A 12,361-nucleotide genomic window follows, 5' to 3' on the forward strand; every position below is an offset into this window, starting at 1 on the left:
ATCAATTTGCAAGCGTTGCCGGCCAGCGGTCACCCGGTGTTCATCGAACTCATTGCTGCTGAAGTCCCTGCGCAAGGTTGAACTGCGCTTCTTTCACCAGCCAGTCGATCAACACCTCAAGCCGTTTGGGCATCGCATCATGCTGCGGGTGAACCAGGTAGTAGCCGTAATTGGACGTGTCGAGGAACCCGCCAAAAGGCAACACCAGTTCACCCCTGTGAATGCGTTCACGCACCAGCTGTTCCCGGCCAATGGCGATGCCAACGTGATTCAGCGCGGCCAGCGTGCAAAGGTCAGAGCGATCGAATGTCAGGAACCTGCGAGGCAGGGTGATATCAGCCCCCGAGTGGCTGGCCCACAGCTGCCATTCCGCATCGAATGCCGCGTTGTCCCAGGCCGCCACATCATGCAAGGCGGTGCAGCGCCCCAGTTGCTGCAGGTCGCCGGCCAACCCATGGGTTTCTGCGTAATGGGGAGAACAGACCGGGGCAATCCGTTCGCCCATCAGGTGAATGCTCGCAAGCCCTGGGTGATGTCCATCCGAATAACACAGCATCAGGTCGATCTTGCGGGTTCGGTAATCGATGCTTTCGTTACCCACCCTGATGTCCAATTGGATATCAGGGTAGCGGGACGTAAACTGTGCAAGGCGTGGCACCAGCCAGCACTGGGCGACTGACGGGCGAACATACAGCGTCAGCTGGCCGGCAATTTCGCCATGAGCGCGGTTATAAACCGCTTCGTTGATCTCATCCATCGAGCGCTGCATGACCGCGAACAGGCGTTCGCCGTCTTCAGTCAGGCTCACTTTGCGTGGCATGCGGTTGAACAGTTTCAGCGCCAACTCACGTTCGAGCCGGTTGATACGGTGGCTCACGGCGCTTGCGCTCAGGCACAGCTCATCCGCCGCGCGCGCAAAGCTCAGGTAGCGCGCAGCGACCAGAAAGACATGCAGGCTGCCCAGATGAGCGCCATTGAGCTTGACTGCGCCGCGGCCGGGCTTGTTCATTCAACATTCCTTGCGCACAGCTTAAGCGCGCGTCTGCAGGGCGCGGCCTTTCGCCAGGTACGCATCAAATTCAGATTCTGGAACCATGCTTCCGCCCGTTCCCCATACAAGGTGGGTAGCATTTTGCAGCTGGGTTGGGGTAAAGCCCAGGCGTGTCAGGTATGCCGTGGATTGTAATACACGTGCCATGCCGGGCACGCCCGCCAGCGCAGAAGGTTCCAGCTTGAACTTGTCCTGCTCGAAGGCAATCACCATCAGGCGGTACAGTTCTTCGTCGGTCACGGTGTAGTAGCCATCGATTAGCCGCTGCATGGCTTTGCCGACAAACCCGGACGGGCGCCCGACCGCCAGGCCATCGGCGGCGGTGATGTTGTCGATGCCAAAGTCCTGCACGCTGGTTTCATCGTGCAGGCCGGTGTACACCCCCAGCAGCATGCAGGGCGAGTGGGTGGGCTCGGCGAACACGCAGTGCACCGCATCACCGAATTCCAGCTTCAAACCGAAGGCGACGCCGCCAGGGCCACCGCCAACACCGCAGGGCAGGTAGACAAACAGTGGATGGTCGGCGTCTACCTTGATGCCGGCCTGGTCAAACTGGCGAGCCAGGCGCTGCGCGGCTACGGCATAGCCCAGAAAGAGTTGCGGGGAGTTCTCGTCGTCAACGAAGTAGCAGCTGGGGTCGGACGCTGCCTGCTGTCGCCCTTGCTCGACGGCAACGCTGTAGTCCGACGCGTGTTCAACAACCGTTACGCCATGGGCGCGCAGCTTGTCCTTTTTCCACTGCCTGGCGTCGGACGACATGTGCACGCTGACCTGGAAGCCCAGCTTGGCGCTCATGATACCGATCGACAAACCCAGGTTGCCGGTCGAGCCTACGGCGATCTTGTATTGGCTGAAGAACGCCCGAGCCTGCTCGCTGGCCAGTGCGGCATAGTCATCGGAGCATGTGATGAGGCCAGCGGCCAAGGCCAGATCCTCAGCGTGCTTGAGCACCTCATGAATGCCGCCGCGGGCCTTGATGGAGCCAGAAATGGGCAGGTCACTGTCTGCCTTGAGCCACAGGCTACCCACGTCCTGCAGTGCCCCTTCTTCGATCAGTTGCTTGCGAAGCTGCGGCAGTGGGGCGATGTGCGATTCGATAACTCCGCCGGTAGCTGCGGTTTCGGGAAACACTGTTGCAAGATAGGGCGCGAACCTCAGCAGCCGCTCGCTTGTGGCCCGCACATCGTCAGCCGTCAGGCCCACGTCGCTCAGTGCTGCTGACGCACTGGCAATACCAGGGTTGAACCAGCTGGTTTCTTTCATGGCGACCAGATCGCTGATGATCGGATGGCTTTGTTGCCAGGCTTGGAGGGTTTTTCCGTGAATCATGATTTCACCTGTAGCGCAGTCTTTGCACAGTAGATCAGACAATTTTCGAAAGGAGCAGGGTCAGGCACAAGGCAATTACCGAGGCCAGCACCGTAGCTGCGGTAAATTTCTTCAGCGCATCGCTCAGCGACAGGCCCAGGTATTCCTTGACCACCCAAAACGCCGAGTCGGTAATGTGGGTCCAGCCAATGGCCCCGGCACCGATGGCGATCACCAGGATTTCCCGGTTGTATTCGGGGTGTTGGCCAAGCATCGGCATTACCATGCCGGCCGCGCTGATCATCGCCACCGTGGCCGAACCGACCGCAAAGTGCATGATCCCGGCGATCAGCCAGGCGAGGATGATCGGGTTGAGCTGGGTCTGGTTGAGCACGTCGGCCAGCGCCTTGCCGATGCCGCTACCCACCAGCATGTCGTTGAACGCGCCACCGGCACCGATGATCAGCAGAATGCCGGCAAGGGGCGGGAAGCAACGTTGGGTAAGGTTGAGCAACTGCGCCATGTCCATGCCGCGACGCAGGCCCAGCGCCCAGTAGGCGAACACCACCGACAGCGCCAAGGCGATCAGCGGGTTGCCAAAGAAGGCCACCCACTCGTACAGCACGGTGCCTTTCTCCAGCACGGTGATTGCCAAGGTCTTGCCGACCATCAGCAGCAGCGGCAGCAGTACGGTGACGAGGGTGATGCCGAAGGCCGGCAGCGGTTGGTCGTCGGTTTGGGACTCGCTACGCGCCGCAAGGAAGGCGTGCTGTGCTTGCGTCGCGTCACGGTCACAGGCAAAACGTACCCAGATCGGGCCGGCGATGATGGCGGTGGGCAGGCCAACGATCAGGCCGTAGAGAATGACAGTGCCGATATCGGCATTGAGCATGCCGGTAATTGCCGTGGCGGCCGGGTGCGGCGGCAGGATGCAGTGCACCACCATCAGCGAGGTGGCCAGCGGCACGCCGAGGTACAGCATGCTGATGCGGGTTTGCCGGGCGACCACGTAGATCAGCGGAATGAGCAGCACGAAGCCGACCTCGAAGAACACCGGAATGCCTGCGATGAAGCCCACCAGCATCATTGCCCAGGACGCGTTGCGTTCGCCCAGCAGGTTCAGCAGTGTGGTGGCGATGCGTTTGGCCCCGCCAGATTCCTCCAGCAGTTTGCCGAGGATGCTGCCCAGGCCAATGATGCCGGCCAGAAAGCCCAAGGTACTGCCCATGCCTTTTTCGAAAGCGGCAACCATGGCCGTAGGCGGCATGCCGGTGCCGATGCCAACCACCAGGCTTGCGGCCAGCAAAGCCAGGAAAGGGTGGACTTTGAGCTTGCTGATCATGACCACGATCAGAACGATTGCAGTGCCCAGCACGAGTAATGAGAACGTTGGAGTCATCTTGTAGTTATCCCTGTCGCTGCTCGCTTGCGTGCGAGCTTCTTGTTGGTTTCCAACCATTAGATTTCAGCGACTTGTTCGACTCAAACGATCACTCTTCACGCCATGGGTGAAGCTGTGTCATGCATGATGCCAGCACTCAATGCCGCGCCGCCCAGGCACAGTTCAAGGCTGCCACAGCAACCGCCAGTGCCGCCCCGGCATAGGCCCAGATCGCCGGCACCTGCGGCAGCAGTACACCGGCCAGCATCGGCCCGAGCCCGGCGCCGATGTCGCGCCATATGGCGTTGCCGGCCAGTGCCTGAATACGTTGTTGCGGGTTACGCAGGGCGACCAGCGTCATCACCAGCGGCAGTTGCAGGGCGCGCAGCACCAGCACGAAGAAGGCGCCGATGAACAGCCAGTGGCTGCCGAACAGCAGCAGCGCCAGCGACGTGGCCAGTGACAGCACTACCAGCATGCGCAGCGGCCCGAAACGGTCGGCCAAACGCCCGCCGAAGGGGCTGAAGAGCATTTCGCTCAAGTAGCGCACCGCCATCAGCACACCTGCTGCCAGCACGCCGGACTCACCCAGATGAGTTTGTGCATAGAGCGAAAGGCCGAAGATGAACAGGCCGTCCAAGGTCACCCCTTCGATGAAGGACCAGGTGGCGATGCTGTCTGGCAGGCGCAGGCGCCGGCCACCACGGCTGGCAACCGCGTGGCCGTCGCCAGGCAGGGCACGCGCACGCCACAGCCCGAACAGGGCGCTGATACAGAGAACGAAGAATACGCTGCGCGGGCCGTAGGCTTGCGCCATCAGCGCACCCAGCGGCAAGGCCAGCATTGGCCCGATGGAAATGGTCGCCCGTGAACGCCCGGCACGCCGCGCAGCACCCTCGGGCCGGGCGGTGGCGAGGGTCTGGGTGCTGAGGTTGAAGGTGGCAAAGCACAACCCCCAGACCAGGCGCAGCACCAGCAGTGCGGCGAAACCGGACAGCGTCGCGTTGCCCAGCGCACACACCGCGGCGGCGAAGGCGGCAAGGCTGCATGCGGCACGGTCACCATGGCGGGCGTAGAAACGTACCACCCAGCCGTAACCGAGGATGCGCACCAGGCGGTTGGCCGCCAGCAGCACGCCGGCTTCGACCAGGGTCACGCCGAAATCGGCTGCGTACATGGGCAGCAGCAGGTAGAGCAGTACGTCACTGGGCAGGCACAGGCTGAGCACCTGGGCGGTATTGCGGGAGTCTTGGTCGGCGCGGTGGGTTTGCACCGGTGTGGCAGCGGACGACATGACAGTCTCGTGACAGGGGTGAGGGCGCAGGATAACCCACGGCGTCTCGAACATTGCAATTGGCGTCACTGACGTGTTGCCTGTACCGGCCTCTTCGCGGGCTTGCCCGCTCCCACAGGGTCACCACAGCCTTGAAGTCTTTTACAGTACCTGTGGGAGCGGGCGCGCCCGCGAAGAGGTCAGTACAGGCAGCAGAGATTTTGAGCAGTTCGCTCATTCAGCCATAAGGCGGGGCTGGCAGCTCGGCCAGCAGTGTCTTCAGCCCGTCGCTCCACTGCCTGCGAATCTGCTGGTAATAGGCATCGTCGCTGGTGATGCGCTGGCGGGTCATGCTTTCCAGGTTGTCCCTGCGGTACACCAGCAAGTCCAGCGGCATGCCCACCGACAGGTTGCTGCGGATGGTGGAGTCGAACGAAATCAGGCCGCAGCGCAGTGCTTCATCGAGCGGTGTGCAGTAATCCAGGTTGCGGTCGAGGATTGGCCGGCCGTACTTGCTTTCGCCCAGTTGCAGGAACGGAGTGTCTGGCGTTGCCTGGAAGAAATTGCCTTGTGCGTAGACGTTGTAGATGGCCATGGGCCCGCCGGCTATCTGGCCGCCGACAATGAATGAACTGCTCAGGTCGATGTCGGCCGTAAGCTTGCTGCGGTCCCGGTTGACCACTTCGCGCAGGGTGTCGGCCACAAGCACCGTTGCATCGTAGAGTGTGGTCACGCTCTGCAGATGGGGGCCACTGCCCTGGGTACGCTGGCGCAGCAGGTTCACCACCGATTGCGAGGTTGCCAGGTTGCCGGCAGTCTGCAGCACGATCAGCCGCTCGCCTGGCACGCTGAAGACGAACAGCTTGGCAAACGTGGAGATCTGGTCGATTCCGGCATTGGTGCGTGAGTCGCTGATGAAGACAAGCCCGTCCTCCAGGTGCATGGCGACGCAGTAAGTCATGCGGTTTCCCTTGTGTTGCGCATGGAGTGGTCTTGCCGCACCCACGCGGCAAGACCGGCCTGCAAAGCTGTCACTGGCGATGCACGTGGACGCTGGCTTGCATCGCTTCGTCGCCACCGCCGCGGCGCACGCCCCTGACCGGGCAGGCGTCGAGGTAGTCCAGGCCCACTGCCAGCTTCAGATGACGTTCCGGCCGCGTCAGGCGGTTGGTGATGTCGAAGCTGTACCAGGCGTCGTCGACCCAGGCTTCGGCCCAGGCATGACTGGCCAGGTGCTGTTCGTCTTCGGTGCACAGGTAGCCGGACACATAGCGTGCCGGCACCCCCAGGCTGCGTGCGCAAGCCAGGAAGGCATGGGTGTGGTCCTGGCACACGCCGGCACCACCCCTGAACGCTTCGATGGCCGTGGTGCCGACCGAAGTGGCTCCGGGGCTGTAGGGCATTTGCTCGGCCATGCCCTGCATCAGCGCGATCAGTGCTGCCCGGTCGCGGTGACTGCCGCATTGCCGGGCAGCGAACGCTTTCAGGGCATCATCGGCCAGGGTCAGGTGGCTGCTGCGCAGAAAAGGCAGGGGCGACTGGCCCTCGGTTTCGTGTTCGCAATCCGGGTCGATCTCTACCTGGCCTTGGGCGGTCAATGCCAGGTGGCCATGGGGTTTGTCCAGGGTCAGTACATGCAGGATGTTGCCATAGGGGTCGATCTGGCCCTTGACCTTGCAGGGCAGGTCCAGTTGCCACTCGTTGATGCGCTGGCGTTCGCTGCTGCGCGGAGTCAGGCGCAGAAACTGAATGCTGTTGCTCACGTCGCTGGCGTAGCTGTAGGTGGTGTCGTGGCGGATGGACAGTTTCATACGACCTCCAGGTAGGAGTGATGGACGGCCTGGCCCAGTTGGTTGACGCGGCCGATGAAGTCGCTCAGCCAGGGGTGCAGCCCTGCATCGAGGATTTCGTCGATTGCGGTGTAGCGCAGGCGCGCATTCAGTTCGGCGGCCATGCGTTGGGCGGCGCGGCCGCTGCTGCCTGGCAGGCCGGCCAGAATCATGTCCAGTTCCTCGATGCAGGCATGCAGCGAGCGCGGCACGTCCACCCGCAACAGCAACAGCTCGGACACTGGCCGGGCACTGGGCGCGGCGCGGTACAGCTCGTTGAAGGCTTCATACGAGGTCAGCGCGCGCAGCAAGGCGCTCCACTGGTAATAGCCGCGTGCGGAGCTGTCGCTGACCTCTTCGGAGGCCTCGCCGAACATTTCGTAGCGCGCATCGAGCAGGCGCAGGGTGTTGTCCGCCCGTTCCAGGAAGGTGCCCAGGCGAATGAAACTGTAGGCGTCATTGCGCATGATGGTGCCAGAGGTGGCGCCGCGGAACAGGTGCGAGCGTTCCTTCACCCAGTCGCAGAACTGGCTGATGCCATAGCGGCCCAGGCCATTGCTGGCGATGTTGCGCATCTCGATCCAGGTGGCGTTGATGTTCTCCCACATGTCGGCGGTGATTCGGCCGCGCACCGCATGAGCATTGGTCCTGGCGGCCTGCAGGCAGCAATAGATGCTGCTGGGGTTGGTCGCGTCGAGGGCGAAGAAGTGCAGCATGCGCTCGGTGTCGAGCTCGGTGTGGCGGCGGATGTAGTCGTCCAGCGTGCCAGAGGCCAGCAGCGACATCGCCAGCTCGGCATGGCCGTCGCTACGCCCGGCCTGGGGCATCAACGATAGCGAGTAGCTGACCTCAAGCATGCGCGCGAGATTTTCTGCGCGCTCCAGGTAGCGAGACATCCAGTACAGGTCGGAAGCAGTTCGCGAAAGCATGGTTCAGTCCTCCACCACCCAGGTGTCCTTGGTACCGCCGCCTTGCGACGAATTGACCACCAGCGAGCCTTCCTGCAAGGCCACGCGGGTCAGGCCGCCGGGCACCAGGCGGGTTTCACTGCCCGACAGCACGAACGGGCGCAGGTCGATATGGCGCGGCGCGATGCCGCTGTCGACGAAGGTCGGGCAGGTCGACAGGCACAGGGTGGGTTGTGCGATATAGGCGTGGGGGCGAGCTTTGATACGGGCGCGGAAGTCCTCGATCTGGGCAGCCGTCGATGCCGGCCCGACCAACATGCCATAGCCGCCGGAGCCTTGGGTTTCCTTGACCACCAGTTCGGGCAGGTGGGCCAGCACATGGGACAGCTCTGCAGGCTTGCGGCATTGCCAGGTTGGCACGTTGTTGAGGATGGGGTCTTCGCCCAGATAAAAGCGGATCATGTCGGCGACATAGGGGTAGATCGACTTGTCGTCGGCAACGCCCGTGCCGACGGCGTTGGCCAGTACCACATTGCCGGCGCGGTATACCGAAATCAGTCCGGGCACACCCAGCGTCGAGTCAGGGTTGAACGACAGCGGGTCGAGGTAGTCGTCGTCCAGGCGTCGGTAGATCACATCCACTTGCTGCGGGCCGGCAGTGGTGCGCATGTAGACATGCTCGTCACGCACGAACAGGTCGGCGCCTTCGACCAGTTCGATGCCCATTTCCCTGGCCAGGAACGCATGCTCGAAATAGGCGCTGTTGAAGCGGCCAGGGGTGAGCAGCACGGCAGTGGGGTTGTCCAGCGGGCTGGCGCTCTTGAGCGTGTCCAGCAGCAGGTTGGGGTAATGGTCGATCGGCGCGATACGCTGGGCGGCAAACAGTTCGGGGAACAGGCGCATCATCATCTTGCGGTCTTCGAGCATGTAGCTGACGCCGCTGGGGGTACGCAGGTTGTCTTCCAGCACGAAGTAGCTGCCATCGCCGTCACGCACCAGGTCGACACCGGCGATGTGGGCATACAGCCCACGGTGCAGGTCCAGGCCCTGCATGGCGATCTGGTAGCCCTCGTTGGCCAGTACCTGCTCTGGCGGGATGATGCCCGCCTTGAGGATGCGCTGGTCGTGGTAGATGTCCTGCAGGAACAGGTTAAGGGCCTGCACCCGCTGGATACAGCCACGCTCTACCGTGCGCCACTCGCTGGCGCGGATGCTGCGCGGGATGATATCGAATGGGATCAGGCGCTCGGTGTCCTGAGTGTCGCCATACAAGGTAAAGGTGATGCCGGCGCGGTGAAACAGCAGGTCGGCCTCGCGCCGGCGCTGCTCCAACAGCTCCAGCGGGGTATCTGCCAGCCAGCGGGCGAACGCCTGGTAATGCGGGCGGCAACTGCCGTTCGCTTCGTACATTTCATTGAAAAAAGCCCGGGACATACCCACTCCTTGCCGCCGTCGCCGGCAGCTTCATTGCGTTGCTCTTGCGGTCTTCAGGGTGTGGCCTTGCTGGGTTGGTGGGCGCTGTGTCTGCTGTGAGCCTCTGTTGCAATCGATTGCCTGTGCGTTGAGCACAAACAGCCTTTGCAATGAAAGTGCCGAGAACGCGTGGTTGCTCGGCGGATGAGGAAATGCGGGGGACACAACGACAGGATCGGCCAGTTCTACTTTGGCGGGCGCATCAAAAAAGGGCGCTTTTGATCGGGGAGAGGAATTTGACCCGAGATGGGGCGTATCGAGCGCCGCCTGCGCGGCGCCCGATCTCACAGGTGCAGAATATTCCGGGACGGGCGCTTCAGGGCCCTTAGAGGCAGGCGTATACCACCAGTTCCACCAGCATTTCTTCGCGTGCCAACCCTGCCACCACGATCGCCGCGCGGTTGGGGTAAGGGGCCTGGAAGTAGTCGCTATACAGGCTGTTGACGGTGGCCAGGTATTGGCGGTCGGTCACGTAGATCAGTACCTGGGTCACGGCATCCAGCGAGCTGCCGGCGGCTTCCAGGGTGTGGCGCAGGTTGTCCAGAGTCTGGCGGGCCTGCGCCTCGATGCCGCCGGCCACCACTTGGCCCTGTGCATCGATGGGAATCTGGGCGGTGTAAAGCGTGCCATTGCCGACCACCGCCCATTCCAGAGGGGCTCTTGAGGCGAACAGCTCGGTCTTGATTGCATGTTTCATGGGTTGGTTTCCTGAGTGTTGAGCCGCTTCAGTCAGCATCGCTGCCGCCGCCTGCGCCGTGGCGGCGCGAGGCATCGGTGCTTTCGACGAGGATGTGTTCGGCGAGCTGCTTGAGCCGTTGCCAGGTGTGTTCGTTGACCGTAAAGCCTTGCTGCAACGGATTGTGCGGGTTGGTTGGCGTCAGCGCGGTCTGGCCGGGCCGGCTGAACAGCACGGTGACGCTTTGCTCGGCCGCGTCAAGGGCGCCGGGCCGGGCTTCACTGCGCAGTTCCGGGCGCTGGATGCCGGCGGTAAAGTCGGCCAGGTGACACTGACGCGCGTCCTCCCAGCGGGCTTGCACGTGCAGCCCCTGCACAGCTGCCCGGCTCAGGTAACCCAGCAGCAGCAAGCGGTTGTGGCAGTGGAGGATGCGCAGTTCGGCCTGACCACAGCGCATGGCCTTGGCAGCCGTCAGTTCCACCCCTGTTGCAGCGCAGCGCAACACGCTCTGGCCCTTGGCGTCGATCACCAGCAGGGCGTTATCCTCGTGGCTCAGGGTATACGGCCGGGCCGCTTCGGCTTGCAGGTAGAGCAGGGCCTTTTCCAGCGCACCGACCCCATCAAGCCCTTGCAATTGCAGCCAGCCCACCAGCTCGGCGGCATCCTCGCAGTCGCCGGGGGCGAAGCCCATGCCTTCGAATGCCTTGCGGCACATCACCTGTATTTCGTTGAGCGATACGCGCATGGTCAAAGCTCCCCTTGCGGCATGACCGCAAAATTCCAGTCGTCTGCGAACGGCTGGCCGATGTCGCTGACCAGTGGTGCGCCCTGGAACAGCGTGATACGCACCCAGCGGCTCGACTTGGGGTCGAACTTGCCCGCGCCGAAAAACGCCAGTTTGCAGCGCAGCAGGTGAATCGGCAGCATGTCCCGTGCCAGCAGGTTGGCGCGGATTTCACCGTAGGTGGTCTGGGCCATGCCTTGCAGGCGGCGCACGGTGCCCTTGAACGCCGGTTGGGCAATCAGGAAGTGCGCGGTCAACGCTTGGGGTTCCAGTTGCAGGTGATTGAGCACTGCGGCGTGGCACTGCTGGATATTGCGGGCAATGCCCAGCTGCATTTCTTTTTCGGCCCCCGGTTCCTCGGCGCGCATGCCCAGGCGCGGCTCCTCTTTTTCGGCCGAGCGGTACCAGAAGAAGTGCTCGGCATCCACTTCGTTGAAGTCGTAACCCAGCGCCCAGCCGTACTGCTGCTCGATGAGCTGGCGCAGTTGCCCAAGGGGCATCTGGGCATCCAGCTGCCAGCTTTCGTTGGCGCCCATGTGCTCGGCCAGTGGCGTGACCTGCTCGGGATACAGCTCCAGCAGCAGGCTTGCCAGCAGTTCCTGGCAGCCCACACCCGCCTGTGCCTCAGCCCAGGCCAGCAGGCGCGACCAAAGACCCGCGCCGGTGGCTTGTGCGCCAAGCCAGGTGGTCAGTAAAGCAAGATCGGCCAAGGTTTGCAGGTTCTGCTCATGCTGGCGCTGGTCTTCGGTCCGGGACTGCTGCAAATGCAGGCGGGCGCGTGCCAACAGTGCATGCAGGCGCACCAACCGGTCAGGGTCAGCCGGCTGCGCCAACACCAGGGCCAAGGCGGTTTCCCGGGTGCTGATCCAGCGTTCCACCAATTGCGGGTGGTTGACCAGGAACGGCGCCATGCCCAACCCGGTCGCGTTGCCGACCCCCAGGTAGCGTTGCAGGGCCGGCGCCAGTTGCACTGCCCGCTGCGGGTCGAGTGCCTGGGCCATGTGGTTGATCTGCTCGATGCTGAAGTGGCGCAGCAGGTAGACCGTGAACATTTGTGCGGCAAACGGCTGGTTGAAGTCGGGGTTGTCCTGCAGGCAGCCAAAGTCGGCGATGCCGAACTTGCCGTTGCCGTACACCGCCGTGGTGCGATACAGGTAGCCGACGTCGGCCAACTGGTGTGGGTCGGGCTGTTGCCCTTCGGCCAGGGCCGCCAGGAACCGGTCGAAATTGCGCAAGCTACGGTTGGCCCGTGACAGTACCAGCACGCGGGCATCGAAGCGGCCAGCCTCCTGCAGCGGCACGTTACGCTGCAGGTCGGCGAGTTGTTCAGCATCGACATCGCCATTAACCAGAACGAAGGTGACGTCCCACTGGTCGGCAATGACCCGGTCGCTGCGCTTTTCCGGCGGCAGGTAGGCCGAGAAGATCACGCAGTGGTAATGGCCATTCGGCGTGTCGATACGGTAGATCGCGGTACCGAAGCCTTGGCCGTCAAGGTCGAAGCAGCTGCGCTGAATGTGCCAGTGCTGCTGCATCATCCGCCGCATGCTGCTGCGCACGAAGCTCAGCGGGCTCTGGAAGTGGCTGCCCAGCCGGGCCAGGTCCATGACCTGGCTGGCAGGGCGCATCGCGGGTATTGCAGGCACGTTGTCGGGCATTGTTGTTGTACCTGGATGGA

General features: G+C 62.9%; 11 protein-coding genes. All 11 read right to left on the bottom strand.

All coding sequences use genetic code 11. From position 1 onward, the window contains the following. Positions 1-49: 49 nt before the first annotated feature. The 11 genes from dsdC to P0Y58_13850 all read right to left on the bottom strand — a co-directional run bounded on the left by dsdC (position 50) and on the right by P0Y58_13850 (position 12,341). Complete coding sequence (dsdC, locus tag P0Y58_13800) at positions 50-1,009, bottom strand: DNA-binding transcriptional regulator DsdC (protein ID WEK33210.1); 960 nt, start codon at positions 1,007-1,009, stop codon at positions 50-52. A gap of 21 nt (positions 1,010-1,030) precedes the next feature. Continuing rightward, positions 1,031-2,380 carry a D-serine ammonia-lyase gene (locus P0Y58_13805; protein ID WEK33211.1) on the bottom strand — a complete coding sequence of 450 codons (1,350 nt, stop codon included), beginning with the start codon at positions 2,378-2,380 and terminating at the stop codon, positions 1,031-1,033. A gap of 34 nt (positions 2,381-2,414) precedes the next feature. Then, positions 2,415-3,758 (bottom strand): gluconate:H+ symporter, encoded by a 1,344-nt coding sequence (locus P0Y58_13810; protein WEK33212.1) that lies wholly within the window; start codon positions 3,756-3,758, stop codon positions 2,415-2,417. 139 nt (positions 3,759-3,897) lie between these two features. Continuing rightward, positions 3,898-5,034: an MFS transporter gene (locus P0Y58_13815; protein WEK33213.1), complete on the bottom strand. Its 1,137-nt coding sequence runs from the start codon at positions 5,032-5,034 to the stop codon at positions 3,898-3,900. Positions 5,035-5,251: 217 nt separating this feature from the next. Beyond that, positions 5,252-5,974: a proteasome-type protease gene (locus tag P0Y58_13820; GenBank protein ID WEK33214.1), complete on the bottom strand. Its 723-nt coding sequence runs from the start codon at positions 5,972-5,974 to the stop codon at positions 5,252-5,254. 70 nt (positions 5,975-6,044) lie between these two features. After that, positions 6,045-6,824, bottom strand: coding sequence for a transglutaminase family protein (locus P0Y58_13825; protein ID WEK33215.1), 780 nt, complete (start codon positions 6,822-6,824; stop codon positions 6,045-6,047). Then, positions 6,821-7,771: an alpha-E domain-containing protein gene (locus P0Y58_13830; GenBank protein ID WEK33216.1), complete on the bottom strand. Its 951-nt coding sequence runs from the start codon at positions 7,769-7,771 to the stop codon at positions 6,821-6,823. Before P0Y58_13830 ends, P0Y58_13825 begins: the two co-directional genes overlap by 4 nt. Positions 7,772-7,774: 3 nt before the next feature. Continuing rightward, positions 7,775-9,184 (bottom strand): circularly permuted type 2 ATP-grasp protein, encoded by a 1,410-nt coding sequence (locus P0Y58_13835; protein WEK33217.1) that lies wholly within the window; start codon positions 9,182-9,184, stop codon positions 7,775-7,777. Positions 9,185-9,548: 364 nt separating this feature from the next. Continuing rightward, complete coding sequence (locus tag P0Y58_13840; GenBank protein WEK33218.1) at positions 9,549-9,920, bottom strand: RidA family protein; 372 nt, start codon at positions 9,918-9,920, stop codon at positions 9,549-9,551. 28 nt (positions 9,921-9,948) lie between these two features. After that, positions 9,949-10,644: a DUF3726 domain-containing protein gene (locus tag P0Y58_13845; protein ID WEK33219.1), complete on the bottom strand. Its 696-nt coding sequence runs from the start codon at positions 10,642-10,644 to the stop codon at positions 9,949-9,951. Between the two features lie 2 nt (positions 10,645-10,646). Further along, positions 10,647-12,341 carry a hypothetical protein gene (locus P0Y58_13850; protein ID WEK33220.1) on the bottom strand — a complete coding sequence of 565 codons (1,695 nt, stop codon included), beginning with the start codon at positions 12,339-12,341 and terminating at the stop codon, positions 10,647-10,649. Positions 12,342-12,361 lie beyond the last annotated feature (20 nt).

Source organism: Candidatus Pseudomonas phytovorans (genome assembly GCA_029202525.1).
Taxonomy (GTDB): Bacteria; Pseudomonadota; Gammaproteobacteria; order Pseudomonadales; family Pseudomonadaceae; genus Aquipseudomonas; species Aquipseudomonas phytovorans.

What these genes read in the sequence shown, in the direction of transcription:
- P0Y58_13810 (WEK33212.1), bottom strand. Translation starts at nt 3,758, where the DNA reads ATGACTCCAACGTTCTCATTACTCGTGCTGGGCACTGCAATCGTTCTG.
- P0Y58_13820 (WEK33214.1), bottom strand. Translation starts at nt 5,974, where the DNA reads ATGACTTACTGCGTCGCCATGCACCTGGAGGACGGGCTTGTCTTCATC.
- P0Y58_13840 (WEK33218.1), bottom strand. Translation starts at nt 9,920, where the DNA reads ATGAAACATGCAATCAAGACCGAGCTGTTCGCCTCAAGAGCCCCTCTG.
- P0Y58_13815 (WEK33213.1), bottom strand. Translation starts at nt 5,034, where the DNA reads ATGTCGTCCGCTGCCACACCGGTGCAAACCCACCGCGCCGACCAAGAC.
- P0Y58_13845 (WEK33219.1), bottom strand. Translation starts at nt 10,644, where the DNA reads ATGCGCGTATCGCTCAACGAAATACAGGTGATGTGCCGCAAGGCATTC.
- P0Y58_13825 (WEK33215.1), bottom strand. Translation starts at nt 6,824, where the DNA reads ATGAAACTGTCCATCCGCCACGACACCACCTACAGCTACGCCAGCGAC.
- dsdC (WEK33210.1), bottom strand. Translation starts at nt 1,009, where the DNA reads ATGAACAAGCCCGGCCGCGGCGCAGTCAAGCTCAATGGCGCTCATCTG.
- P0Y58_13805 (WEK33211.1), bottom strand. Translation starts at nt 2,380, where the DNA reads ATGATTCACGGAAAAACCCTCCAAGCCTGGCAACAAAGCCATCCGATC.
- P0Y58_13835 (WEK33217.1), bottom strand. Translation starts at nt 9,184, where the DNA reads ATGTCCCGGGCTTTTTTCAATGAAATGTACGAAGCGAACGGCAGTTGC.
- P0Y58_13850 (WEK33220.1), bottom strand. Translation starts at nt 12,341, where the DNA reads ATGCCCGACAACGTGCCTGCAATACCCGCGATGCGCCCTGCCAGCCAG.
- P0Y58_13830 (WEK33216.1), bottom strand. Translation starts at nt 7,771, where the DNA reads ATGCTTTCGCGAACTGCTTCCGACCTGTACTGGATGTCTCGCTACCTG.